We start from the raw sequence: 23,602 nt of genomic DNA, 5'->3' as shown, positions 1-23,602 counted from the left end.
GGCGGGCTAGGGTCTGGACTGCAAAATATGTGCAGCCTCTGCCAGTCCGTCTTCAGTGCCGACAATGACCACCATGTCCCCAACATGGAGGACCTCATCAGGGCGCGGAGACCCCACCACGTCACCATCGCGCAGCAAGGCCACAATGGAAGCGCCCGTGCGCGTGCGCATCTGGGTCTGCCCCAGCGTGCGCCCGGCGAAGGTGGAGCCCGGACGGATCATGAATTGGTGCGTGGTGATGCCCGTGAGGTTTTCTTGTTCCGTGCTGAGTTGGGCAATGAGCTGCGCCGATCCCAGCAACTGTCCCAGCCCGGCGGCTTCCTCGGCGGTGAGCGGGATGGAAGCGGCACAAGCATCAGGGTCATCAACACGGGACAGGATTAACTCAGCGTGACCATCCCGGTGGGTCACCACGCCTACGCGCCGTCCGGTAGCAAGCCGCAATTCCCTACGCACACCAATGCCGGGAAGAGGCGTCTCTTCAATATTCATGGTTCTTACCTTAGCTGCGCTGCGCGGATCTATGGGCTTTAGTACAACGCCAAGAACGCACATATTAGTCCTGCCGCGTTGATCCTGGCCCTTTCCGGCCCGGCCAAGGGGATCATTCTGCTGATCTTGGTCTAAATACGCTATTTTTAGAGGGTGCTGATCTCTGACCGCGACATACGTGCCGAAATTGACGCCAAGCGGATTGTCTTGGACCCCTACGACCCTTCCATGGTGCAGCCATCGAGCGTTGATGTGCGCATCGACAGGTACTTCCGGCTCTTTGACAACCACCGTTACGCCTACATTGACCCGGCGGAGGAGCAGCCTGAGTTGACCCGGATGGTGGAAGTTGAACCCGACGAGTCATTCATTTTGCATCCGGGTGAATTTGCGCTGGCCTCCACCTATGAGACGGTGACGTTGCCCGACGATGTCGCTGCACGCCTCGAAGGCAAGTCCTCTCTGGGCCGCCTGGGCCTGCTCACACACTCCACCGCCGGCTTCATTGACCCGGGTTTCTCCGGTCACATCACCTTGGAGCTCTCCAACGTGGCAACCTTGCCGATCAAACTCTGGCCCGGTATGAAGATTGGCCAGCTGTGCTTCTTCCAGCTCAGCTCCCCGGCCGAAAACCCTTACGGTACGGGCGCTCATCAGAACCGCTACCAGGGCCAGCGCGGCCCCACAGCCTCGAAGTCATTCCAGAATTTCCACCGCACCAAGATCTAGGGTTCGCAGTGGTGTTTAGGGCTCGGGGACTATCCTCCCCTAGCCGTGCCGCTAGTGTGAGCCCGCACCGTGTGGCGGGGCCTTGACGGGCAGAAGTAGCAACAAGCCGAGCAACAGCACCACCAAAATGCCAATGATGCCCCACCGTTGCGCTCCGAAGATCACAATGGCGAGCCCAAACAGTTGTGGGGCCAAGAAGGATACGGCGCGGCCTGTGGTGGCGTACAGCCCAAAGATCTCCCCTTCCTGCCCTTCCGGCGCTAAACGGCCCATGAAGGTTCTTGCAGAGGACTGTGCCGGGCCCACGAACAGGCACAGGATCAGCCCGAAGACCCAAAACGCGTTCTTCCCATCCAGGAAGAGCAAGGCCCCGCCGGAAATGAGCAGGCCTATCAGTGAGGTCACAATGACGGCCTTGGGGCCGAACTTGTCATCGAAGAATCCGGCGGATAAGGCGCCCACTGCGGCCACCACGTTGCCGGCGATGGCGAAGATCAATACGTCACCGGTGGCAAAACCAAAGGACCCCACCGCCAAGACCGCCCCAAAGGTGAAGATGGCGGCCAGGCCGTCACGGAAAATGGCGCTGGAAATCAGGAAGTACAAAGTGTGCCGTTCAGTGTGCCAGAGCCGCACAATAGTGTGAACGAGCTCCATGTAGGACTGGATGAATCCCACCTTGGGCATATTTGGATCGCGTTTGGTTTCAGGGATGGCGAACATGATCGGGATTGAGAACACCAATATCCACAGGGCCGAGAACACGGCCACGGCCCGGTACGTCATGCCGTCGGCGCTCGTGATGCCGAAGATGCCTACCTCGGGCTTGATCAACGCGAAGTAGACAATGAGCAAGGCCACGATTCCGCCGAGGTATCCGGCGGCCCAGCCAATGCCACTGATCCGGCCAATGCTCTTCTTCGTTGAAATCTGCAAGAGCATGGCGTTGTAGTTCACACCCGCGAGCTCAAAGAAGACGTGGCCGGCAGCAATGAGCATGCACCCGAAGAGCAAAAAAGACTCTTGGGGCTGAACAAAGAAGCACGCTGCCGTCAGCACCACCACAATCAAGGTGTTGATGCCCAACCAGAGCCTGCGGCGTCCGCTGTGATCGGTGCGTTGCCCGGCAACCGGGGCCAGCAAGGCGATGGCCAAACCAGAAATGGACATGGCAAATGCCAGTGTGACCGTTGCCTTGTCGGCACCACCAAAGTCATCGCCCGTTAGATAAAGGGCGGTGAAGATGAACGTGGTCATGACGGCGTTGAAGGCGGCGCCGCCCCAATCCCACAGCGCCCAGGCCGTGATCTGCCACTTGGTTGCCGGTGTTTTGGCCGGAGTCGCGGTGAAGGCGGCGGCAGAGGGAGGGTACTCAGTCATACGGCACATGCTATCCGGCGGAATCAACGGGGCGGGGTAAGGCGCCGGAACATTTCGCGCAGGTGGTCCCGGGCAGCCGCATTCGGGACACCGACATGGAGCCAAAGCTCACCCTGAGAAGGGGCAGGGTTGGTAGACTAGCGGTGTCGGGAACCGACTTTAACCCCCGTGATTCGCTCATTTCCAGCCCGAAACATGTGGAGCCCTTAGTGCTGTTTGTCCTGTGTGCACACTTCCTTGTGGCCATTTTCTCGCCCATTTTGTTCTCCAGATGGGGTCGCTCGGCGTTTTACATCCTTGCTGCGGTGCCCGGGATCAGTTTCGTCTGGCTTGTGGCTCAGTACAACAATGTGTATTCGTCCACGTTGCCCAGCCCGTCGCTGGAGATCCCGTGGGTTCCCGTCCTTGATCTGAACCTGAGCTTCAAAATGGACCAGCTGTCCTGGCTCATGTCACTGCTGGTGCTTGGGGTTGGTGCCCTGGTGCTGGCCTATTGCGCCAGATATTTCAAGACCAACGACGCCGGCTTGGCCGGCTTTGGTGCCCAGCTGCTCGCCTTCGCAGGTGTCATGTTTGGTCTTGTGACGGCGGATAACCTCATCCTTTTGTTTGTTTTCTGGGAACTGACAACAGTGCTTTCCTACCTGTTGATTGGTTACGCCCGCACTCGCATCGCCGCCAGGCGTGCGGCCCTGCAAGCCTTGATCGTGACAACCTTCGGCGGGCTGGCCATGCTGGTGGGCTTGATCATGGTGGGTGAAAGCGCCGGCACATACAGCATCTCCGAGATCTTGGCGAAGGCACCCGAGCTGATCTCCGCCGTGGGAAGTCCCCAGCTGATGCTGGATATTGGCATTGCCCTGCTCCTTGTGGGGGCCGTGACCAAGTCGGCGCTGCTACCGTTCCACTTCTGGCTGCCGGGCGCGATGGCAGCCCCCACACCCGTGAGCGCCTACCTGCACGCAGCAGCAATGGTGAAGGCCGGGATCTACCTCATTGCCCGTCTGTCTCCGGGCTTCTCCGAGACCGAATATTGGCAGCCCATCATTGTGGTGCTGGGGCTGGGCACCATGCTGCTGGGCGGATGGCGGGCCCTGCGCCAGCACGATCTCAAGCAGATTCTGGCCTATGGCACTGTCAGCCAGCTCGGTTTCATCGCCCTGGTGGTGGGCTTTGGCGGTCAGGAAGCTGCCATGGCCGGTATGGCGATGGTCCTGGCGCACGGCTTGTTCAAAGCCTCCCTCTTCCTTGTGGTGGGGATCATTGACCACCAAAGCGGTACCCGCGATATTCGTGAGCTTTCAGGGGTCTTCAAATCGGCTCCGAAGCTGGGCATCGTTGCCCTGATCGGGGCTGCGTCAATGGCCGGGCTGCCGCCCATGGCAGGTTTTGTGGCTAAGGAGGGCATCTTCCAGGCGTTCATTGCCTCTGCCACTTATGGGCCAGCCGGCCCCGTGGTGGGGTGGACTGTCTTGGCCGGGATGGTTCTGGGCTCGGTGCTGACCTTTGCCTACAGTGCACGGTTCCTGTGGGGCGGTTTCGCCACCAAGTCCAAGGGCATGTCCACAGCCTTCAAACCCGTCAGTTGGCTTTTCCTGGCAGCCCCTGCCCTACTGAGCCTCCTGACGCTGGTTTACGGATTCTTCCCGCACCTCGTTGAAACGTGGATTAGACCCTATAGCGATCAGTTCCCCGCCTATGACCCGGACGGCATGCATCTGGCGTTGTGGCACGGCTTCTCACCCGCGCTGGGACTCAGCGCGCTAGTGATCGCAGTGGGAGTCATTCTGTTTAAACTGCGGGATAAGTTTGAAGCCTTCCAAGCTAAGTTGCCTGCGGGGATTGATTTTGAGCGTGCCTACCGGAAAGCAATTGTGGTGCTGGATGCTGTAGCCATTTGGGTTACGGGCCGCACCCAGCGTGGTTCCTTGTTCTTTTATCTTTCCGTGATCCTCTCCACCGCGATAGTTTCCGTGCTAGCTGTCTTGCTCCTGAATGTGCAGGACTGGACAGAAGATATTTACTTTGTTGACCCAGGCTCGCCGTTCCAAATCATTGCTGGGGCGGTTGTTATCATCGGCGCACTTGCTGCAGCCAGGGCGAACAAGCGCTTCATGGCCGTACTGTTGGTGTCCGTCACCGGGTACGGGTTAGCGCTGATTTTTGCTTTGCAGGGAGCACCGGACCTGGCTTTGACCCAGATGCTTGTAGAAACCATCATTTTGGTGGCTTTTGTGTTGGCCATGCGCTCACTGCCGCCTGGATTGCTTGAACGCAAGCAGGCGGGCAGTCACCGCCTGGTACGGCTGATCTTAGGCATTGGCTTCGGCGCAACCATGGTGGTTGTGGCCGTCGTTGCCATGGGGGCCAGGATCCATGAGCCCGTGAGCCTTGCCCTGCCCGTGCTGGCCTATGAGGGCGGGGGTGGTCTCAACGTTGTCAACGTGACCCTCGTAGACATTCGGGCGTGGGACACTTTTGGTGAGATTTCCGTCCTGGCCATCGCCGCTACAGGTGTAGCCAGCCTGATCTTTGTCAGGGGCCGCGGCCAGCGCCTTCCCCGGGCAGAGACCGTGGAAACGGGCAGCATTGGCAAGCTGCCCGTGTCCCAGTTTGAACCCACCATTCACCTTGCCAAGAAATTCACTGCCTCACCGAGCAACCCTTGGCTCGTGGCCGGGCGGACGCTGGCACCAGAACGGCGCTCCATCATTATTGAAGTTGTCACCCGGCTGTTGTTCCACAGCATCATCATCATCTCCATCTACTTGCTGCTGGTGGGGCACAACGGCACTGGTGGAGGCTTCGCAGGAGGGTTGATAGCAGGGCTTGCCCTGACCATCCGATACCTTGCTGGCGGACGTTTTGAACTAGCCGAGGCCACCCGCATCTCAGCGGGAACTCTTCTGGGTCTGGGCCTAGCCATGGCGGCGCTGACAGCACTGGCACCACTGTTCTTTGGCGGGGAAATCTTCCAAAGTGCCATTATTGCTTTTGATCTGCCGGTTTTTGGCCATGTGAAGTTTGTGACCTCCACAGTCTTTGACATTGGCGTCTACCTGGTGGTTGTGGGGCTCGTGATTGACGTTTTGCGCAGCCTGGGCTCGGAGATTGACCAACATGAAGAGGACGGTCTGGACTCCATGGAGATGATTGAGGACGACGAGCCGTTGGAGGTTTCTCGATGAGTGTCAACCTCACACTGCTGCTGGTGATGGGTGTTCTTTATGCCGTGGGAATTTACCTGTTGTTAGAACGCAGCCTGACACGCGTGCTGCTTGGGCTGATGTTGCTGGCCAACGCCACCAATCTGCTCTTGCTGGCCACGGGCGGCTATGCCGGTTTAGCACCCATCTTCAATAAAGACATTCCGCCAACGGAATATAATGATCCCTTGCCGCAGGCCTTTATCCTGACCTCTATTGTGATTTCCTTCGCCGTCACAGCGTTTATGCTCAGCCTGATCTACAGGTCCTGGCTGCTCAGCCGAGCCGATGACATCCAGGTGGACAGGGAAGACCTTCGGGTTGCCAAGCAGGCGCTGTATGACGATGAAGAGGACTCCGAAATCCCCATTGAAGTCTCCGACTTCCATGAGAATAACCAGCCCGCAGCTAAGCGCGAAACCATCCCAGGTATAGGGCCGAAGAAGGCAGTGCAGCTACTTTCTGAACCTGCCGTCCCCCACAAAAAGCCCAGAAAGGATAAGGCATGAATGTTGCAAGTTTCGCCCCGCTCGCGGTAGTTCTGCCCTTCTTGGGCGCCGCCTTGGCTTTTGTGTTGATCAGAAAACCGCGCGCTCAACGCCGTGTCAGCCTGGCAACCCTCACCCTGACCCTTGGTTTGGAGGTCTGGGTATTGGCCAGTGTGTGGACAGTGGGGCCCATTGCCGTCCATCTTGGTGGCTGGGCGCCGCCCTTTGGGATCGTCATGGTGGCCGATCAGTTCTCCTCATTGCTGTTGGTGATTTCTTCAGCGGTGAGCCTGGCCGTCCTTGCCTACGCATCAGGTCAGGGCGCGGCTGACGGTGAACAGGGTGGCCCCCTGTCTGTTTTCCACCCCACCTATCTGATCCTGGTGGCAGGTGTCTCTAATGCTTTCCTGGCAGGGGACCTGTTCAACCTTTATGTTGGCTTCGAAATCCTCTTGACCGCGAGTTATGTGCTGATGACACTAGGTGGCACCGGATCGAGAGTCCGGGCTGGCATCACCTACGTTGTGGTCAGTGTTGTTTCCTCGCTGCTGTTCCTGATCGCCATCGGCATGGTTTACGGTGCCACTGGAACTGTCACACTGGCGGATCTGGCCGTGAAAATTGGCGAGCTGGACTCGGGAACTCAAGACCTTTTGCATGTTCTTTTGCTTGTAGCGTTCGGCATCAAGGCCGCCGTCTTCCCGCTATCATTCTGGCTGCCTGACTCCTACCCCACCGCCCCCGCCCCCGTAACTGCAGTGTTCGCCGGGCTGCTCACAAAAGTTGGCGTCTATGCCATCATCCGCACGGAAACCCTGCTCTTTCCCTCCGATAAGTTCAATGCGGTGCTGCTAGTTGTTGCCCTTTTGACAATGATCGTAGGAATTCTTGGGGCGCTGGCACAGACGGACATTAAACGTATGCTCTCCTTCACCCTGGTCAGTCACATTGGGTACATGATCTTTGGTGTAGCACTTTCCTCCGTGCTGGGGCTGGCCGCCACCATTTTCTACGTCATTCACCACATCACCATTCAAACCTCGCTATTTATGGTGACAGGGTTGGTGGAACGCCGTGGCGGAACATCCTCGATCATGCGTCTGGGTGGGTTGGCAAAGCTCTCCCCGATCCTTGCGGTGCTTTATTTCATTCCCGCCATGAATCTGGCCGGCATTCCGCCCTTCTCAGGGTTCCTGGGGAAGTTGGGGCTGCTGCAAGCGGGGGTGGCTGACGGCTCACCCATGGCCTACGCAGTGGTGATTGGCGGTGTTGTGGCCAGCCTGCTGACGTTGTTGGTCATGGCCCGGGTATGGAACCGAGTATTTTGGCGCAGCACTGCCGACGCCGAGAACCCGGACCCCGTCCTCTTGGCTACAGCCCCTGACTCCTCCGGCCAGCCCAGCATGAGCGCATTGCGCACTAGCAAACATGTGGATGCCACCGAAGGACGTTTCTCAGGGGAGAACGAGATCCCCATCCTGCCCAAGATGATGGTGTATTCAACCATGGGTTTGGTGGTTTTGGGCCTTGCAATGAGCATCTTTGCGGGACCATTGTTTGAACTGAGCCAAGATGCTGCCACCAGCATGCTGGCCCGTACTCCCTACATTGAAGCCGTGCTTGGCGAAGGGGCAGGTACGCCATGAGCCAGAGCATCAACGCCAGGCGCAAGCTGAACCCTTTGCAAAAACTACCGCTGCTTATTTGGCTGGTCCTTGTCTGGGGCGCCCTGTGGCAGGACTTCAGTGCCGGGAATCTTCTTTTTGGGGCCCTCATAGCGCTAGCAGTGTCACAAGTTTTTTACCTGCCGCCCATTGAGCTCAGTGGCCGCTTTAGCGTGCTGCAGGCCGTGATCTTCCTTTTGTGGTTCCTCAAGCAAATCACCGTTGCCAGTTGCCAAGTGCTGTACTGGGCGGTTGCCAAGGGGCCCAAAATCCGCAACGCAGTCATTGCCGTCCCGCTTCGGAGCCCCTCGGATCTGCTCATGACCGCGGTGGGTCACGTGCTCTCACTGATCCCGGGTTCCCTGGTGGTTGAAGTGGATAGGGGTTGCGCCACTCTCTACGTCCACGCAATGAACGCGCCCACTCCAGAAAGCGTGGAGCGGGTTCGTACAGGGATCCAAGACATTGAAGCCAGGCTGATCACTGTGATGGGGACCAAGGAAGAGCTGGCGGAGCTGCGCTCTGAACGCACTGGGGCATCCATGGTTGCGTATGCGGATATCCTCAAAAGTCCCGATCAGCAAGATTCTGATCAGCAAAGTCCCGATCAGCAAAAAGACCTAGGTGAGGGGCAGTGAGCGTCATGGATGTTGTGGTCATTATTGTTGCAGCGGTGCTCACGCTCGCGGCTGCCGGAACTATCTACCGGATTGCCTCCGGGCCGTCATTGCTGGACAGGGTGATCGCCGCTGATGTTTTGCTGGCCATCTTCGGCGCCGCACTGGCCACGGACATGGCCGCAAATAAACATACGGACAATCTGGCCCTGCTGGTGGTCCTGACGGTGATTGGGTTCATTGGATCAGTCACGGTGGCTCGTTTTGCGGCCCATAAGAGAGGCGACGGATGAATACGCTCATTGATGTTTTGACGGTGATCGCCCTGCTTGGTGGCGCACTCATGAGCCTTGCCGCCGCCATTGGGCTGCTGCGGTTTCCGGACTTGATGAGCCGCATGCATGCTGCAACAAAGCCACAGGTTTTAGGTTTGCTGCTGATGTTGACGGCCATTGGCTTGCAAATGCGCGTCTGGTCTTTGCTGCCGGTTCTGCTTGTGGCCTGGCTGTTCCAGCTACTCACGGTGCCGGTATCGGCGCACATGGTGGGCCGGGCCGGCTACCGGACCAAACACCGCCGCCCTGAGATGCTCAGTGTTGATGAGCTAGATCAGGTGGTTGCCGCAGTGGTGGAAGAGGAAAGTATGCCCTAGCCATCCGCCGTCGTAGTTTCACGGAAGCCGCAGTAACTCGGGAGCCGCAGTAACTTTTGGGGGAGGGACTGCTGCGTTTTTGGGAGGAGTGGGCTCAGATTTCTTCGGGGTGCTTGTTAAAGCGTGCAATGGCCTTCTGGGTGGTGCGTGAAGCCAGGGTCTGAATGATGGCCGCAACCACCGAGGAGACCAGCGCAAAGGTCAGTGCTGAACGGAGACTGTTATTTAGATCCGCCCCATCCTTGGGCGGCTTGTTGCCAGTGCTCTTTTCCCAGACGGTGTCCACGAGCTTGCTGGCAACAAAGCCGGCACCGAGGCTGATGCCGGTTCCGAGCAATTTAAAAACGATGTTCATAAAGGACTCCTTCGTGGGGATTCACGCTGGTGCGGGAAAGCACTGTAGTTCAGCCTAGCGCTTTCGCTGCCGTAGCTGCAGCGGGTAACCCGGGAGCTGGCGAGATTCACTGGCGCTTTGCGTGCTCTCACAAGGCAAGCCGGGCCCGTAACCAGTTGACGTGATCCGCGCCACATCGCTAAAGTTGCGAGCGAATGTGATCCATATCAAACATGGTTTGCCGTGAGCGTGAAGCACCAAGGGGAACAGATTGAAACGAGCGTATAGGAACGTCACTTCCGGGGCTCTGGCCCTGGCGATTATTGCCGGAGGTGGAATGGCTGCGTTGTCTCCGTCAGCGATTCCGGCCGCCCAGGCAGCGGTTTCGGCCGCCGAAATTTTGCCCACTCCCCAGGAAGTCAGCACCGCAGGCGTTGCTGTTCCCTTGACAGGCGCAGTAAAAGTGGCAGTCGGTGAAAATACGGATGCCGCAGCCAAGAAGCTGCTAGCGGAAGTAATTACCGCTGCCGGTGGTACCGCCACCTTTGTCAGCGGTGCGGGCACCACCGGCGCCACAGTCTTCCTTGGCACCGTTGCGGACAACCCGGCTGTATCCACCGCGCTCACGGCCGTGGGATCCGGCAGCGCAGCTGGACTGGATGCTGATGGATATGTCATCGCCACCGGAACCATCAGCGGCAAGCCCGCACTGGTGCTCAACGGCACCGATGCCACAGGTACCTTCTACGCCGTGCAGAGCCTGAGTCAGGTTGTTGCCAACGGTGTGGCGCCAGCCATGACGGTCAAGGACTGGCCGTTGATGTCCATCCGTGGCGGCATTGAGGGCTTCTATGGCATCCCGTGGTCTCATCAGGCCCGCCTGGATCAGTTTGATTTCTACGGCAAGCACAAGATGAACACTTACATCTACACGCCCAAGGACGATAATTACCTGCGTGCCAAGTGGCGTGATTTGTACCCGCAGGCGCAGCTTAACGATCTGAAAGAACTCGTGGATGAGGCCAATGCCAACCACGTTAATTTCACTTTTGCACTCTCACCGGGCAATGACGTCTGCTACTCCGACGATCAGGATTTCGCCGCCACCGTGGCCAAATTTGATCAGCTGCGCGCAATCGGTGTCAGCAGCTTCTACATTGCGCTCGATGACATCAACCCGTACCTGAACTGTGCCGCGGACAAGGCAAAATTCACCTTGCCGGGATTCCGTTCACTTGCCCAGGGCCAGGGGTTCTATTTGAACCGGATCGTCAGGGACTACATTAACGTCCATGGGCTGGCACCGTTGCAGACAGTGCCCACCAACTATGCCGGTTCCGGTCCGGACCCTTACAAGGGTGAGTTTGGTCTGCAGACGGATGATTCGATCCGGATTCAGTGGACCGGCGAAGGCGTCTTCTCCAACACCATTACGGAAGCTTCAGTAACCAAGGCGGTGACTTCCTACAACGCCGAGCATTTCTACATCTGGGACAACCTGCCCGTGAATGATGGACAGCGCGGACGCCTGTTTCTGAACCCGCTGGAGGGCCGCGACGCCAACCTGTACAAACACATTGACGGCATCACTTCCAACCCGATGATCGAACCGTATTCTTCGATGATCGCCCTGGCCGGGTTCGGCGACTACTCCTGGAACGGCCCCCAGTATGTGCCCGCAACAACACAATCCTCCATTATCAGTGAGCTTGCAGGCCCCAATGAGGCCATCAGGGCGTCTCTGGAAACCTTCGTGGACCTGAACCAGAGCTGGAAGCCCTACCGTCCGGAATCCAAAACGGCGCCGGCCCTGAGCGCAGACATCGCAACCTTCTGGACAGCTTTCGACGCCGGAAACACGGCCGGAATGGCACCGTTGAAGGCTCGTTTGGCCACCATTGCAGCAGGCCCGGAAACCTTGGCTGATATGGCCATGACAGGCTTCTACGATGATTCCAAGCCGTGGATTGACGCCGCAGCACACTGGGCCACGGCCATGGAGAAGCAAATCAGCATGCTGGAGGCCATTAAGGCGGGAAATGGCGTAGCCGCCACGGATGGTGCGCTTGCAGCCAATGGAGATATTGCTCTGGCCAAGGCGGCCACCGTGCCCGATGTTGGGCCGAACAACATTGGCATCACCCCTAACGTCATTGTTCCTTCGGTGGGAGATGGACTCTTTGAAATCTTTAGCAAAGAGGCACAGGGACGGTACAACACCTGGCTGAACCTGAGCCCCGTGGCAGCGTCCAGCTACTTCCCCGCAACGGCTACTTCCTCACTTCCCACCTACCAAAGCAACGCGCTCACACGCATGGTTGACGGCGATCCCAGCACTCTTTGGTGGTCCAGTGCACCTCCCGTGAACGGTTCCACCGTCACCATTGACTTAGGCGCCGTGAAGACGGTGGGCAAGGTGCTGATCCAGCAGGCCGATTCCGACACCAATAACGGTGACATGTTCTACCACGCACGGGTGGAGTATTCGGCGGACAATGCCACCTGGACACAGGCCGGAGTGTTTGAGAGCAAGCCGCGCATTGAGCAGAACTTTGATACTCCTGTAAGCGCACGGTACATCCGTCTGGTGTCCACGGGCACCAACCCGGGTGGCCAGTGGGTGAAGATCCGCGAGTTCCAGGCCCTGGAAGCCAGTGAAAGGTTGGCCAGCAACCTGCCGGGCGCAAATGGTACTGGTGCGCAGAGTGCCTTTGACGCAACCATTGCCACAGCCTTCGAGCCTGCCCAGGCCCCGGTAGAGGGTTCATACCTCTCCAATACCCTGGATGCACCGGCCGCCATGAAGTCAGCCGTTGTGGTGGGCCATGTGGCAGGGGACCTGCAAGTTAAGGTCGACGGCGAATGGGTCACCGTGGGTGCCTTGGATCCGAAACGCAGTTTCCAGGAAGCTGTTCTGGAGCAGGAAAGCATTGAGGGTATCCGCATCCTATTCACTCCGGGCGCAGCAGCCATGGGTGAGCAGACCTTGGCCGTTTATGAGCTTGGTTTGCGCGCCACCGGTCCTGTGGCTGGCGGCCCGTACATTGGTGAGGAAGTGGTGGAACCGACTCCGACGGCCACGGCGACCCCGACTCCGACGGCCACGGTTACTCCGGCCGAATCGGCCACCGCCAGTACCGCACCCAGTGACACCCCGTCACCGAGTGCCTCGCCCACGAAGGACGGTTCAACCACACCTTCCGCCAGTGCCAGCGCCACGGCAGGTGCCGGTGATGACCTCGCCAGCACCGGGTTCAACCTCGGTGCAGCAGGTGGGATCGCTGTGATTCTCATGCTCGGTGGGTTGATCATGGCTAGCCGCCGTACGGCGCGCCAGCACTAGCAACAGCAAAAACTGAAAAAGGTTCCATCAAGTACTGCAGGCCTCCATCTCACGGTGGGCGTCTGCAGTACTTTTTTCATGACGCATTTCTTTCCACGCATTGGCTACCGGGTGTGAGCGGGGGTAAGCTGAAGCCGCAATTCAAACACGACAGGGGAGCGTGCACCCATTTATCGGGTGTCGGCGCTGAGAGTGCGGTTCGCCGCAGACCCTCGAACCTGCTCCGGCTAGTACCGGCGAAGGGAGTCGAGTTCTCTTCGGCTGCGCGGAAAGACCGCTGCAGCCGCCCCTCCTGAAAAGGAGGAAACATGAGTAAGTCAGTTACGGGCACGTCCGCCCCGAAAAACACGCAACAAAAGAACAAAAGCACCTGGCGGGTTGTCGACATTGTTGTCGTCTCGGTTCTGGGTGTTGCCGTTGGCGTTATCTTTTGGCTCTGGTCCGCCGGCTACGGTTTCATCGCAGCCTTCACCGTAGCCTTCCCACCCGTTGGTGCACTTTACGTTGGCGGCTGGCTGATTGCCGGCGTGCTGGGTGCCCTAGTGGTCCGCAAACCGGGCGCGGCGTTATATTGCGAATTGATCGCCGCCACCGTTGAAGGACTGCTGGGAACCCACTTCGGGTTCACGGTGCTGCTCTCAGGCTTGATTCAAGGCCTAGGCGCCGAGCTGGCCTTCGCCGTATTCCGTTACCGCAAATTCAATCTTCCCGTTGCCATCTTGGCCGGAACCTTGGCCGGCTTGGCGCTGGGCGTCTATGAAAACCTTATCTACAACGTGGCCTGGGCCTTGGAATGGAAGCTCGTCTACGCGGTGCTGGCCATGGTCTCCGGTGCTCTCATTGCGGGGGTAATTTCTTGGCTGGCCGTGCGCGGGTTGGCACGCACAGGCGCGCTGGCGAACCTGCCCTCACGTGGGGCCGCCACCGAAAAGGCAATCTAGTCATGGCCATCGTGCAGAACCGCGGTGCACCAGTACAGGTCTCTGTCAGGGGGTGGGGCTGGCAGCATTCGGGCCGGAACAACCAAGCCCTCCACGGCCTGGATTTGGAAATCTCCCCGGGTGAACGCGTACTGCTGCTGGGCCCTTCGGGTGCCGGAAAATCAACCTTGCTGCACGCCCTAGCCGGTGTGCTCGGGGATGACGAGGACGCCAATGAGATGGGTGAGCTGCTCATTGACGGGCGCCCTGTGCACGAATCGCGCGGCCGTACCGGGCTCATGCAGCAGGACCCTGATGCTCAGGTGGTGCTCTCACGCATTGGTGACGACGTTGCCTTCGGCGCTGAAAACCTTGCCGTGCCGCGCGAGGAAATTTGGCGCCGCGTCCCGGCTGCCTTGGAGTCGGTGGGCCTGAACCTGCCACTGGACCACTCCAGCTCCGCACTCTCCGGCGGGCAGAAGCAGCGCCTGGGACTAGCCGGTATTTTGGCCATGCGGCCCGGCCTGCTGCTGCTCGATGAGCCCACCGCCAACCTGGATCCGGCCGGTGTGGTGGAGGTCCGTGACGCCGTGCGCCGCAGCCTCGATGAAACCGGGGCCACCCTGGTTGTGGTGGAGCACCGCGTCTCCGTCTGGCTGGAGGTGGTGGACAGGATAGTGGTGTTGGCTCCGGCCGCCCTGGGAGAGCCCGGTGGCGTGCTGTTCGACGGTCCTCCCGCCACGGTTCTTGCCCAGAGCCGGGACTTACTGGCCAAGGCTGGTATTTGGGTTCCTGGCCACGTCCCGGAAGTCCGTGCCCGCATCACCAACCCGTCCGACGCCGGGCACCCCCTGCTGTTAGAGGCGGAGGCTTTGGCGCTCTCCCGCACCAAGGGACGCAAGCGCCGCCCGGTGGTACCGGCGGCCGTGGTGCCTTCAGTGCAGGTGCGTGCCGGGCAAGCGCTGAGTGTGACCGGCCCCAATGGGTCTGGAAAGTCAACGCTGGCACTGACCCTGGCCGGGCTGCTGGCCCCAGTGAGTGGTCACTTGGCTGCGCTGGAACCCTTGGCGCGCGGTGCCGGGCCCGAGCCGCTGAAATGGCGTGGACGGGATTTGATCAGCCGGATTGGCACCGTCTTTCAGGAACCCGAGCACCAATTTGTTGCTGGTACGGTCCGGGATGAGCTGTTGTTTGCGCCGAGGCTGCTAGGCCGTGGCGAGGATACCGTGGATGAACTACTGGTGCGCCTACGGCTGGAACACTTAGCGGACGCCAACCCGTTCACACTTTCGGGTGGGGAGAAGCGGCGGCTGTCAGTGGCAACAGTGCTGGCGGCGAGCCCACAACTCCTGGTCTTGGACGAGCCTACGTTTGGACAGGACGCGAACACGTGGGCCGAGCTGGCCTCCTTGTTAACGGAGCTGCTGGATGCAGGCACGGCCGTGGTGTCGGTGACGCATGACGCCGCCTTCAGCGCAGTGCTCGGTGGGGAGCGGCTGGTCTTGGGCGCACCAGCGGACCTTGCCGGAGCGCAGGCGGCTGCAAGGATGGCGCAGCGATGAGCGTTGACATTATTGCTACACCGCGGTCCACCGCACTGCTGGCCCGGGCCAACCCGTTGGCGAAGCTCGGAGCCGGAATGGCCCTGACCGTGGTGTTGCTGGTGAGTGTGGACTGGGTCTCTGCCACGGTGGCACTCGTACTCGAATGCATACTTCTGCCGCTGGCTGGATTGAGCCTGCGAATGCTACTGACCCGCGGCTGGCCCATCCTGCTGGCTTCCCTGGTGGGTGGCTACGGAACAGCTCTTTTGGCGCCCAAGACCGGTGAACTGCTGCTGGCCTTGGGCCCGGTCACCTTCAGCACCGGATCCCTGGAGGCTGGCGTGGCTATCGCCTTGCGTGGTCTGGCGATTGCCCTGCCTGGGATCATCGTACTGGCCTCCACCGACCCCACTGATTTGGCCGATGCGCTGGCCCAAAAGCTGCGCCTGCCCCATCGCTTTGTACTGGGCGCGCTCGCAGCGATGCGCCTAGTGGGGTTGCTTGTGGCCGAATGGCAAACGTTGGGGATGGCACGCCGCGCACGTGGTGTGGGCGGCGCTTCCGGGCTGTTCAGCCGGTTAAAGGCGCAACTGGGACAGGCCATGGCGTTGCTGGTGCAGGCTGTTCGGCGGGCATCGCGGTTGGCAGTGACCATGGAGGCGAAGGGCTTCGGTACGGGTGAGCGGACCTGGGCCCGTGAATCGACCTTCAGCCATATCGACATCGCGGTGGTGGCCACAGGATTGGTGATCGCCGGCGTGTCAGTGAGCGCCGCCGTCGTACTGGGCACCTGGAATCCAGTGTTCTGATAGTTCCGGCTTTAACGCACCGTTCCCCGCGGCGTGCACGCGGGGAACGGGATTTGCGCTCTGGCTGAAGTGCTAGGACATAATCCGTGTCTGTCCGGCTGGGCGGGGATACTTGGAGCATGACTATCCCTCGCAGTACCAAACTGACCATTGTTGGCGCCGGCAGTGTCGGGACCTCACTGGCCTACGCCGCCCTGATCCGTGGATCCGCCCGCGAGGTGGTGCTCTATGACATTGCCACGGCCAAGGTTGATGCCGAAGTTTTGGATTTGGCCCACGGCACGCCCTTTACCGGATCCTCACGAATCACCGGCGGCAGTGACATAAATTTGGTGGCCGATTCGGACGTCATCGTCATCACTGCGGGGGCCAAGCAGGAACCGGGGCAGACCCGGCTGCAGCTGGCTGAGGTCAATGTGGGCATCCTGGAAAAGATGCTGCCGCCCATGGTGGCGCTGGCGCCCAACGCCGTTTTCATCCTTGTCACAAACCCGTGCGATGTGCTCACCGCTGTAGCCGAACGCATCACCAACCTGCCTCCCGGGCGGATTTTCAGCTCCGGGACGGTGCTGGACTCCTCCCGGTTGCGCTGGATCGTAGCCGAGGCGGCGGCCGTTGCGCCGCAGAGCGTGCACGCGCTGATCATTGGCGAACACGGTGATACCGAATTTCCGTTGTGGTCCTCTGCCACTATTGGGCAGACTCCACTCTCGCAGTGGACTGATGGCGCTAAAGGCTTGCTCTTTCCCCGCGAACGGCTCGAAACCATCACTCATGACGTGGTCCACGCCGCCTACAAGGTCATTGCCGGAAAGGGTGCCACGAACTACGCCATAGGGCTTTCCGGTGCCCGCATCGTGGAGGCTGTGTTGCAAAATGAACGCAGTATTCTGCCTGTCTCCAGCGTCCTCCACGGCTACCGCGGTATTGATGGTGTGGCCCTGAGCGTGCCCTCAGTTGTTGGAGCTGGTGGAGTGCAGCGGGTCTTGGACACCCATCTGGATGAGCGCGAGGCTGAACAGCTCCAGCACTCGGCGGAAACGTTGGCCGCAAGCATCGCGCTCTTTTCCTAGACCCCGTAATTTTCTGTGCCCGCTGCGGTTCAAGGGCGGCAGCGGGCCAATGTGGGCAAGTGTTTGGTTAAGCGTTGGGCGTGTAATGGGCGTTGTGTGGGGCAGCTGGCACAAGCCGGGGTACCGTAAAGGGAGAGCCTGCCAGCTTGGACTGGAGCGGCCTGGATTTATCGCATGCAACGGTTAATTTAGAGGTTTTTTGCCATAATTGACCATCAGGTCACATAATTCCTATATAATATGCATCCTGTGATATAAAAGTTGTTATGACTCAAGTGGCTGCAGAAACCGTTGGTGTGTTGGTGCGAGACGCACGTAATGAAAAAGGTTGGACCCAAGGCGAACTGGCAACCCAGTTGGGGACAAGTCAGAGTGCTGTAGCCAGGATGGAACAGGGCAAACAGAACCTGAGCCTGAAAATGATCCAACGCATGGAAGCGCTCTTGGAGGCCAATCTGGTCAGCCTGGGGGCGGTCAGTAAGAACGAGGTCACCCATTTGCGCGTGCGCGGTGGGCGTGAACTCTCCGGAAGCGTTGATGTGAACACCAGCAAGAATGCGGGAGTGGCCCTGCTGTGCGCCAGTCTGCTCAACCGCGGCACCACCACGTTGCGCCGTGTAGCTCGCATTGAAGAGGTCAACCGCATTGTTGAACTTCTGACATCCATCGGGGTCCAGTGCCGTTGGCTCGAAGACAACGACCTCCAGATCCGCCGCCCTGCCGTTTTGAACTTAGCTGCCATGGATGTTGCCGCAGCCAAGCGCACCCGGAGCGTCATCATGCTGCTGGGCCCACTCCTTGATGAAGCTAACCCGTACCGTATCCCTTACGCCGGCGGCTGCGACCTTGGCACCCGCACGGTGGAGCCGCACATGCAGGCGCTGCGTGAATTCGGCCTCATCGTCAACGCACATGACGGTTTCTACCAGGTACAGGCACCTGTCAGCGATGCCGAAGACCGCACTTTTGTCCTGACCGAGCGTGGGGACACTGTCACGGAAAATGCCATCATGGCTGCGGCACTGCGTAGCGGAACCACTGTCATCCGCAATGCCAGCCCCAATTACATGGTCCAGGACCTCTGCTTCTACTTGCAGGGTCTGGGCATCTCGGTGGACGGTGTTGGTTCCACCACGCTGACCATCAAGGGCAAGTCAGTGATTGACGTTGACATTGAGTACGCCCCATCAGAGGACCCCATCGAGGCCATGAGCCTAATCACCGCCGGCATCGTGACCAAGTCCAAGGTCACGGTCCGCCGCGTGCCGATCGAGTTCATGGAAATTGAGCTGAAGGTCCTCGAGCAGATGGGTTTTTGTTACCTTAAATCGGCTGAATATATGGCCCGCAACGGCAAGACACGGCTCGTGGATATCACCACTTTGCCGTCCGAGCTAAAGGCTGCCCCGGATAAGATCCATCCCATGCCATTCCCGGGCCTGAACATTGACAACCTGCCGTTCTTCGCCGTGATTGCCTCCTGCGCCGAGGGCACCACGCTCATCCACGATTGGGTTTACGAGAACCGGGCCATCTACCTGACGGAACTGAACCGCCTCGGCGCCGGCGTCCGCCTGTTGGATCCGCACCGCATTGACATCAAGGGCCCCGTTGCGTGGCGTGCCGCCGAGATTGGCTGCCCGCCGGCACTGCGTCCGGCCGCCTGCATCCTGCTGGCCATGCTCGCCGCCAAGGGCACTTCTGAATTGCGCAACATATATGTGATTGAGCGCGGCTACGAAGATCTGGCCGAGCGGTTGAACACCATTGGCGCCGAGATCGAGTACTTCCAAGACTGAGTACAAACGCCAGCGGCCTTGCCACTGCTGTTTTGGCCAGCCTAAATGGCCGCCAGGGCCACCGCGAGATCCAGCTTCAAATCATCCACATCCTCCAATCCCACCGACAGGCGCAAGAACCCGTCGCTGAGACCGATCGCGGCGCGCCCCTCGGGCCCCATGGCACGGTGCGTGGTTGTGGCCGGATGAGTGATGAGAGACTTCGCATCCCCTAAGTTATTGGAAATATCGATCACGGACAGCGCGTTCAGCAGCGCAAACGCGGCATCCTTGCGAGTACCCGACACTGGCTGAGCCAGCTCAAATGTCAGCACCGTGCCTCCGGCCTTCATTTGCTTTTTGGCCAAATCATACTGCGGGTGGGACGGCAGATGCGGGTACAGCACGCGTGCCACCTGCGGTTGGGCTTCAAGGAATTCTCCGAGTGCCAAGGCATTGCTGCACGAGTGTGTAACCCGCAGATTCATGGTTTCCAGGCCCTTGGTGAGCACCCATGCGTTGAACGCGGAGAGCGCCGGGCCCGTGTGGCGCATCAGGTTCTTGACGGGCCCTTCGATGAACTCCTTGGTGCCGAGGATTGCGCCACCCAACACCCGGCCCTGGCCATCAATGTGCTTGGTGCCCGAATAGACGATGATGTCCGCGCCGAAATCGCCGCAACGCTGCAACAAGGGAGTTGCGAAGACGTTGTCGGCCACCACCTGCGCGCCAGCGGTATGAGCTAGATCGCACACAGCTGCCACGTCAATGATTTCCTGCATGGGGTTCGACGGTGACTCGAAGAAAACGGCCGTGGTGGGCACCGATAAGGCCTCGCGCCACTGATCCAGTTCCGGCCCGTCAACAAATACGGTCTCCACACCCCACCGCGGCAGCAGCTCATTCAGAATCACAAAGCAGGAGCCGAACAGGGACCGTGCTGCCACCACTCGGTCCCCGGCTGCTAATAAGGCACCCAAGGCGGTGAATACGGCTGACATGCCCGACGCCGTCGCAAAGCACGCCTCTTTTCCTTCCAACAGCCGCAGCCGTTCCTGGAAGGTTGCCACGCTCGGGTTGCCGTAGCGCGAATACACGAAGCGGTCCACCTCGCCCGTGAACGCCTGCTCGGCAGCTTCCGCCGATTCGTAGACAAATCCGGAGTTCAAAAAGAGGGCTTCGGAGGTTTCTTGAAAATTGCTGCGGTCAAGCCCGCCGCGTACCGCCTGGGTGTCCTGCCCCCAAGTGGCTGCGTGCTCATTAAAGTTGCTCAATGATATTTCCTTAGCGCCAGGGGAGGTTGCGGTTCTTCCAGCCGTTGAGAATCCGATCTCCGTAGGGATCAGTTTCTCCTTCAAAGCCTTCAAGTACGTTGTAGGCGGTGTACCCGGCGGCTGTGGCTGCTTCGGCGGCGGCAATAGAGCGGGCACCGGAGCGGCACAGCACTATCAGCTGCTTTTCCGGGGGTACTGCTGCCGCCAGCTCTGCCAGAAAATCAGGGTTGCGGGCGCCCGCGGCGAGATTCCACTGGATAAAAACCGGTTCTGATTTCAGCGTTGAGGTGTCGGGGACGCCAATGTGTGCCCATTCGCCCGCTGTCCGTACATCCACGAGTGTTGCCCCCGCGGCTACAGCTTCCCAGGCTGCGCCCGGGCTCACATCTCCCGCGTAGCTCATGCGATGCCCTCGCCATCAAACTCAAGTTCGGCGTCGAGATCATCCACGGCAGTGGCGACGGCGGCATCGCTGCTGGCCACGGCCTGCGGAAGAATCACGGCCTGCGCGCAAATGACGCTGGTGCCGTTGTAGGTGAGGGCGGGGCCGCCGTGCAGCACATAGCCGTCGGCAAGGGCGGTGGAAATGCGCTCGCAAAAAGAGCGGTCATCAGGGCCGGTGATGAGCCGGTAGGCCAGGGGGGATTCGTCCGCGGTCATGGTTCTCTCCTCATTGCAAATGGCTGCGCGTTGCAAACGGGAGCTGGTGGCAGTTGACGAAGAGTTGGTTGTAAATGTCCGCTCTTGAGCCCGCACCACAAGGAAAGTTCACGCTTGCAAACGCCAGCCTAGGTAGCTGGTTTGCCGAGTAGTCACCTGAGGCACCCCGCCGGAAAGAGGGTTGCCGGCCAGCAAGTCAGGGCTTAACGCTGGCACTCATTACTCACCTTGAAAGTAGCACACCACGTGCCGGGTCCGGTGAAGAACCTGCCAGTGTGCACAAACATGACGGCGACACCCAGATATCCGTTCACATGGTGGCGGGACGGACCTGATATCTCTGCCGCGTCCATGACATGATGAAACCCATGACAACTCGGCGATTGTTGGCGGCACTACGGTTTCTCTTCGGCGCGTTCACTCTTGTGGCAGTGGGCATCCAATTTGGCATTCACCTGAGCCACGGTTTCAACGTGTTGAACTTCTTCAGCTACTTCACGAACCTGTCCAATATTCTTGCCGCCGCCGTCCTGCTCACGGAGTCAGTACTGACCTGGCGCGGGAAGGAGCTGGGCCCGGCTTGGCAGGTTCTGCGGTGCGTATCGGTGGTGTGCATGGCCCTGGTGGGGATCGTGTTCACCGCCCTGTTGCGCGAGGTGGATCTCGGCGCGCTCCTGCCCTGGATCAATACCTGGCTGCACTACATCATGCCCATTGCGGTTGTCGCGGATTGGTTGATCCAACCGCCGCGCCGGCCCATCCCGCTGACCCGGTTGGGTGTTGCAGTGCTGTTTCCGCTGGCATATTTGGCCTATTCCCTGATTCGGGGCGCCGCCACGGACTGGTACGCCTATCCCTTCTTGAACCCCGGCAACGGGGGCTACGGCGCCGTGCTGCTCAGTTGTGTGGGGATCGCGGTAGCCTTCCTGATCGCCAGCGCGGTGCTGATTCTTCTGGGCAACAAGCTCCGCCCGCTTGTTAGGCCTGTGCCCAGCGGTCAGTCGAACTGATGTGTTTACAACGTGGTGGCCAGGAGCGCCGATAGTTCCGCCGTAAGCTCGGCTCGGATGGCGGCCGTGCCGATTTCCTTCCCGTCAATGGTGGTCACGGGCGCCAGTAGCCGCAGGCTGGAAATGAGCCACACGGCGTCGGCATCCAGCAGATCGGCAGGTGTTAGTGGACCGTAACCCAGCTCCCACCCGGCTTCCTGCGCAGCTGCGAACAGTGCGCCCTGCGTGGTGCCGGGCAGTATCCCGGTGTCCAAATGCGGGGTGATGAGCCGCTTGAGCGGTACGCCGGAATCGTCACTAACGTGTGCTAGAAGAACTGACGATGTGGGCCCTTCCAACACGAGCCCGTCACCGCTGGTGAAGATCACGTCATCCGCGCCCTGGTGGTGTGCGTGCCGAAGTGCGGCCATGTTCACGGCGTAGGAGAGTGTTTTGGCGCCCATCAAAAGCCAAGGGGCACGGGCTGCAATATCGCTGTCATAGCCACGCTCCAACAAGAGCACGGCCAAGCCCTTCTCCCGCTGGGCAGCCAACGAGGCGGACACCGGGCTGACCGTGACCCACGCTGTGGGGGAGTTGGCGCCCTCGGGGCCTCGGGTAGCGATAAGGCGAACCACGCACTGGCGAGATTCGTTGCTTGCACCGTGGTCTGCGGAATCCTCTGGTGCCCCGGCAGCATAAGCTGTGAGCGCCGTCGTAATTGCCGCCTGCCACACCCCGGCGTCAGGGATGAGTAGGTCCATGGTGCTGGCCGAGACGGCAAGGCGATCTAAATGAGCCCGGATTTTGCGTGGCTCCCCATCAATAGCGAGCATGGATTCAAAGATCCCGTCACCGCGGGTGAGCCCCTGATCCGTAACCAGAATGTTGGGAACGGTGGCGTCTGCAACGCGGCCGGCCGGGTGGGCGGGGTCCAAGAAAACCAGAGTTGTCATGACTGAGATCTTATCCCCACCCGCTCCCTGCCCTCGTGCCTCGGTCTGGGTCCCTCGCAGTCGTACTAGCGTGTGAGGGACTTGCCGAAGGTGAAGGCACGGACCAGGCCCACCACACCCAAGATGATCAGCATGATGGCTGTTATCAGCAACAGCCATTGTGCGGTCCAGACGGGAACAGCGAGCACCGTGATGCCGGCTACCACGCTGATGGCGCCGAACACGATGGCCCAGGTGCGGGTGGGGCCCTTGCCGGCTTCGGCCATGGCGATGATGCCTTCAATAATCCAGCCGATGCCGATCATGATGACGGTGAATACCAGCAGGAGCTCGCCCGTCGCGGCCGAGTTACGCAGGGCGATGATGCCGGCAACCATCACGAACAGGCCCAAGAGAACATCCAGGATCCGCATCCCGGCGGAAAGGCTGTGGCTAAAGATGCCAACAGCTACCTTGATACCACCAGTGATGAGGAAGTTGATGCCTAAGATTACGGCCACCACAGCCAGAGTCTTGGTGGGCCACAACAGCAGGATAATACCGAGAACCAAGGCCGCAACGCCGCTAATGGCAAAGGCTAGGCGCAAACCCTTTACTGCCTTCTCCGTGATTTTTTGCGGATCTAAGGCAAAAACGTCCATGCTGACGGTTGGATTGTTTGAGCTGCTCATGGCGCTACATCCTCACTTCGGGA

General features: G+C 59.8%; 22 protein-coding genes and 2 riboswitches. Of the genes, 14 read left to right on the top strand and 8 right to left on the bottom strand.

Translation table 11 applies throughout. The features are described from left to right. Positions 1 to 6: 6 nt before the first annotated feature. Positions 7 to 492, bottom strand: a complete 486-nt coding sequence (locus ABIB48_RS05045) for a cation:proton antiporter regulatory subunit (RefSeq protein ID WP_110105227.1) — start codon at positions 490 to 492, stop codon at positions 7 to 9. A 153-nt stretch (positions 493 to 645) separates the two neighbouring features. Between ABIB48_RS05045 and dcd the strand changes: the two genes are divergently transcribed. Further along, on the top strand, positions 646 to 1,221 hold the full coding sequence (dcd, locus tag ABIB48_RS05040; RefSeq protein ID WP_354212321.1) for a dCTP deaminase: 576 nt from the start codon (positions 646 to 648) through the stop codon (positions 1,219 to 1,221). 51 nt (positions 1,222 to 1,272) lie between these two features. Here the strand turns inward: dcd and ABIB48_RS05035 are convergent, their stop codons facing one another. Continuing rightward, the gene (locus ABIB48_RS05035; protein ID WP_354212320.1) at positions 1,273 to 2,601 is read right to left on the bottom strand and encodes an MFS transporter; all 1,329 of its coding nucleotides are present in this window, start codon (positions 2,599 to 2,601) and stop codon (positions 1,273 to 1,275) included. Positions 2,602 to 2,810: 209 nt separating this feature from the next. On the opposite strand from ABIB48_RS05035, the gene ABIB48_RS05030 reads away from it, so the two are divergent. Genes ABIB48_RS05030 through mnhG form a run of 6 tightly spaced genes read left to right on the top strand, consistent with a single transcriptional unit; the run spans position 2,811 to position 9,228 of the window. After that, complete coding sequence (locus ABIB48_RS05030) at positions 2,811 to 5,789, top strand: Na+/H+ antiporter subunit A (protein ID WP_354212386.1); 2,979 nt, start codon at positions 2,811 to 2,813, stop codon at positions 5,787 to 5,789. After that, a complete protein-coding gene (locus ABIB48_RS05025) occupies positions 5,786 to 6,316 on the top strand; it encodes a Na(+)/H(+) antiporter subunit C (RefSeq protein WP_110105223.1) in 531 nt (176 codons plus the stop codon). The genes ABIB48_RS05030 and ABIB48_RS05025 overlap by 4 nt, the downstream gene beginning before the upstream one ends. Further along, positions 6,313 to 7,941 carry a Na+/H+ antiporter subunit D gene (locus ABIB48_RS05020; protein ID WP_110105222.1) on the top strand — a complete coding sequence of 543 codons (1,629 nt, stop codon included), beginning with the start codon at positions 6,313 to 6,315 and terminating at the stop codon, positions 7,939 to 7,941. Before ABIB48_RS05025 ends, ABIB48_RS05020 begins: the two co-directional genes overlap by 4 nt. Beyond that, positions 7,938 to 8,597 (top strand): Na+/H+ antiporter subunit E, encoded by a 660-nt coding sequence (locus ABIB48_RS05015; protein WP_354212319.1) that lies wholly within the window; start codon positions 7,938 to 7,940, stop codon positions 8,595 to 8,597. Before ABIB48_RS05020 ends, ABIB48_RS05015 begins: the two co-directional genes overlap by 4 nt. 5 nt (positions 8,598 to 8,602) lie before the next feature. Continuing rightward, on the top strand, positions 8,603 to 8,869 hold the full coding sequence (locus ABIB48_RS05010) for a monovalent cation/H+ antiporter complex subunit F (RefSeq protein WP_110105352.1): 267 nt from the start codon (positions 8,603 to 8,605) through the stop codon (positions 8,867 to 8,869). After that, a complete protein-coding gene (mnhG, locus tag ABIB48_RS05005; RefSeq protein ID WP_354212318.1) occupies positions 8,866 to 9,228 on the top strand; it encodes a monovalent cation/H(+) antiporter subunit G in 363 nt (120 codons plus the stop codon). Before ABIB48_RS05010 ends, mnhG begins: the two co-directional genes overlap by 4 nt. Before the next feature lie 94 nt (positions 9,229 to 9,322). Here mnhG and ABIB48_RS05000 read toward each other — a convergent pair whose 3' ends face one another. Beyond that, a complete protein-coding gene (locus ABIB48_RS05000) occupies positions 9,323 to 9,583 on the bottom strand; it encodes a DUF4235 domain-containing protein (RefSeq protein WP_354212317.1) in 261 nt (86 codons plus the stop codon). Positions 9,584 to 9,899: 316 nt separating this feature from the next. Here ABIB48_RS05000 and ABIB48_RS04995 point away from each other — a divergent pair, with 316 nt between their 5' ends. The 6 genes from ABIB48_RS04995 (at position 9,900) to ABIB48_RS04970 (ending at position 19,050) form a co-directional block, all read left to right on the top strand. Continuing rightward, on the top strand, positions 9,900 to 12,905 hold the full coding sequence (locus tag ABIB48_RS04995; RefSeq protein WP_354212316.1) for a glycoside hydrolase family 84 protein: 3,006 nt from the start codon (positions 9,900 to 9,902) through the stop codon (positions 12,903 to 12,905). A gap of 142 nt (positions 12,906 to 13,047) precedes the next feature. Next, positions 13,048 to 13,167: riboswitch (TPP riboswitch) on the top strand. A gap of 46 nt (positions 13,168 to 13,213) precedes the next feature. After that, on the top strand, positions 13,214 to 13,846 hold the full coding sequence (locus ABIB48_RS04990; protein ID WP_110105217.1) for an ECF transporter S component: 633 nt from the start codon (positions 13,214 to 13,216) through the stop codon (positions 13,844 to 13,846). A gap of 2 nt (positions 13,847 to 13,848) precedes the next feature. Then, on the top strand, positions 13,849 to 15,387 hold the full coding sequence (locus tag ABIB48_RS04985; RefSeq protein ID WP_354212315.1) for an ABC transporter ATP-binding protein: 1,539 nt from the start codon (positions 13,849 to 13,851) through the stop codon (positions 15,385 to 15,387). Next, positions 15,384 to 16,178, top strand: a complete 795-nt coding sequence (locus tag ABIB48_RS04980) for an energy-coupling factor transporter transmembrane component T family protein (RefSeq protein ID WP_110105215.1) — start codon at positions 15,384 to 15,386, stop codon at positions 16,176 to 16,178. Before ABIB48_RS04985 ends, ABIB48_RS04980 begins: the two co-directional genes overlap by 4 nt. 119 nt (positions 16,179 to 16,297) lie before the next feature. Beyond that, positions 16,298 to 17,251 (top strand): L-lactate dehydrogenase, encoded by a 954-nt coding sequence (locus ABIB48_RS04975; protein ID WP_110105214.1) that lies wholly within the window; start codon positions 16,298 to 16,300, stop codon positions 17,249 to 17,251. A 266-nt stretch (positions 17,252 to 17,517) separates the two neighbouring features. Further along, the gene (locus ABIB48_RS04970; RefSeq protein WP_110105213.1) at positions 17,518 to 19,050 is read left to right on the top strand and encodes a UDP-N-acetylglucosamine 1-carboxyvinyltransferase; all 1,533 of its coding nucleotides are present in this window, start codon (positions 17,518 to 17,520) and stop codon (positions 19,048 to 19,050) included. 41 nt (positions 19,051 to 19,091) lie between these two features. On the opposite strand, the gene ABIB48_RS04965 is transcribed toward ABIB48_RS04970, so the two are convergent. From ABIB48_RS04965 to ABIB48_RS04955, 3 genes are read right to left on the bottom strand one after another with little or no spacing between them, the layout of a single operon-like run. Then, positions 19,092 to 20,303, bottom strand: a complete 1,212-nt coding sequence (locus tag ABIB48_RS04965) for an O-succinylhomoserine sulfhydrylase (protein ID WP_354212314.1) — start codon at positions 20,301 to 20,303, stop codon at positions 19,092 to 19,094. 10 nt (positions 20,304 to 20,313) lie between these two features. Continuing rightward, positions 20,314 to 20,706 carry a rhodanese-like domain-containing protein gene (locus ABIB48_RS04960; RefSeq protein WP_354212313.1) on the bottom strand — a complete coding sequence of 131 codons (393 nt, stop codon included), beginning with the start codon at positions 20,704 to 20,706 and terminating at the stop codon, positions 20,314 to 20,316. After that, positions 20,703 to 20,963, bottom strand: coding sequence for a DUF1737 domain-containing protein (locus ABIB48_RS04955; protein WP_110105210.1), 261 nt, complete (start codon positions 20,961 to 20,963; stop codon positions 20,703 to 20,705). Before ABIB48_RS04955 ends, ABIB48_RS04960 begins: the two co-directional genes overlap by 4 nt. A 105-nt stretch (positions 20,964 to 21,068) precedes the next feature. Continuing rightward, positions 21,069 to 21,187, bottom strand: a riboswitch (SAM riboswitch). A 144-nt stretch (positions 21,188 to 21,331) separates the two neighbouring features. Here ABIB48_RS04955 and ABIB48_RS04950 point away from each other — a divergent pair. After that, on the top strand, positions 21,332 to 21,973 hold the full coding sequence (locus tag ABIB48_RS04950) for a Pr6Pr family membrane protein (RefSeq protein ID WP_354212312.1): 642 nt from the start codon (positions 21,332 to 21,334) through the stop codon (positions 21,971 to 21,973). A 5-nt stretch (positions 21,974 to 21,978) separates the two neighbouring features. Here the strand turns inward: ABIB48_RS04950 and ABIB48_RS04945 are convergent, their stop codons facing one another. Together ABIB48_RS04945 and ABIB48_RS04940 are read right to left on the bottom strand one after the other, a co-directional pair. Further along, positions 21,979 to 22,908: an aminodeoxychorismate lyase gene (locus tag ABIB48_RS04945; protein WP_110105208.1), complete on the bottom strand. Its 930-nt coding sequence runs from the start codon at positions 22,906 to 22,908 to the stop codon at positions 21,979 to 21,981. A gap of 65 nt (positions 22,909 to 22,973) precedes the next feature. Next, positions 22,974 to 23,579, bottom strand: coding sequence for an HdeD family acid-resistance protein (locus tag ABIB48_RS04940; RefSeq protein ID WP_315913900.1), 606 nt, complete (start codon positions 23,577 to 23,579; stop codon positions 22,974 to 22,976). Positions 23,580 to 23,602: the final 23 nt, after the last annotated feature.

The organism is Arthrobacter sp. UYCu511, from assembly GCF_040547105.1.
Lineage (GTDB): Bacteria > Actinomycetota > Actinomycetes > Actinomycetales > Micrococcaceae > Specibacter > Specibacter psychrochitiniphilus.
This window is presented reverse-complemented; position numbering and strand designations above follow the sequence as displayed.

Coding starts and splice junctions, on each gene's coding strand:
- ABIB48_RS04980 (WP_110105215.1), top strand. CDS start 15,384: ATGAGCGTTGACATTATTGCTACACCGCGGTCCACCGCACTGCTGGCC.
- ABIB48_RS05020 (WP_110105222.1), top strand. CDS start 6,313: ATGAATGTTGCAAGTTTCGCCCCGCTCGCGGTAGTTCTGCCCTTCTTG.
- ABIB48_RS04995 (WP_354212316.1), top strand. CDS start 9,900: ATGGCTGCGTTGTCTCCGTCAGCGATTCCGGCCGCCCAGGCAGCGGTT.
- ABIB48_RS04990 (WP_110105217.1), top strand. CDS start 13,214: ATGAGTAAGTCAGTTACGGGCACGTCCGCCCCGAAAAACACGCAACAA.
- ABIB48_RS04960 (WP_354212313.1), bottom strand. CDS start 20,706: ATGAGCTACGCGGGAGATGTGAGCCCGGGCGCAGCCTGGGAAGCTGTA.
- ABIB48_RS05000 (WP_354212317.1), bottom strand. CDS start 9,583: ATGAACATCGTTTTTAAATTGCTCGGAACCGGCATCAGCCTCGGTGCC.
- ABIB48_RS04985 (WP_354212315.1), top strand. CDS start 13,849: ATGGCCATCGTGCAGAACCGCGGTGCACCAGTACAGGTCTCTGTCAGG.
- ABIB48_RS04950 (WP_354212312.1), top strand. CDS start 21,332: ATGACAACTCGGCGATTGTTGGCGGCACTACGGTTTCTCTTCGGCGCG.
- ABIB48_RS05025 (WP_110105223.1), top strand. CDS start 5,786: ATGAGTGTCAACCTCACACTGCTGCTGGTGATGGGTGTTCTTTATGCC.
- ABIB48_RS05015 (WP_354212319.1), top strand. CDS start 7,938: ATGAGCCAGAGCATCAACGCCAGGCGCAAGCTGAACCCTTTGCAAAAA.
- ABIB48_RS04940 (WP_315913900.1), bottom strand. CDS start 23,579: ATGAGCAGCTCAAACAATCCAACCGTCAGCATGGACGTTTTTGCCTTA.
- ABIB48_RS05045 (WP_110105227.1), bottom strand. CDS start 492: ATGAATATTGAAGAGACGCCTCTTCCCGGCATTGGTGTGCGTAGGGAA.
- ABIB48_RS05010 (WP_110105352.1), top strand. CDS start 8,603: ATGGATGTTGTGGTCATTATTGTTGCAGCGGTGCTCACGCTCGCGGCT.
- ABIB48_RS04975 (WP_110105214.1), top strand. CDS start 16,298: ATGACTATCCCTCGCAGTACCAAACTGACCATTGTTGGCGCCGGCAGT.
- ABIB48_RS04955 (WP_110105210.1), bottom strand. CDS start 20,963: ATGACCGCGGACGAATCCCCCCTGGCCTACCGGCTCATCACCGGCCCT.
- ABIB48_RS04945 (WP_110105208.1), bottom strand. CDS start 22,908: ATGACAACTCTGGTTTTCTTGGACCCCGCCCACCCGGCCGGCCGCGTT.
- mnhG (WP_354212318.1), top strand. CDS start 8,866: ATGAATACGCTCATTGATGTTTTGACGGTGATCGCCCTGCTTGGTGGC.
- ABIB48_RS04970 (WP_110105213.1), top strand. CDS start 17,518: ATGACTCAAGTGGCTGCAGAAACCGTTGGTGTGTTGGTGCGAGACGCA.
- ABIB48_RS05035 (WP_354212320.1), bottom strand. CDS start 2,601: ATGACTGAGTACCCTCCCTCTGCCGCCGCCTTCACCGCGACTCCGGCC.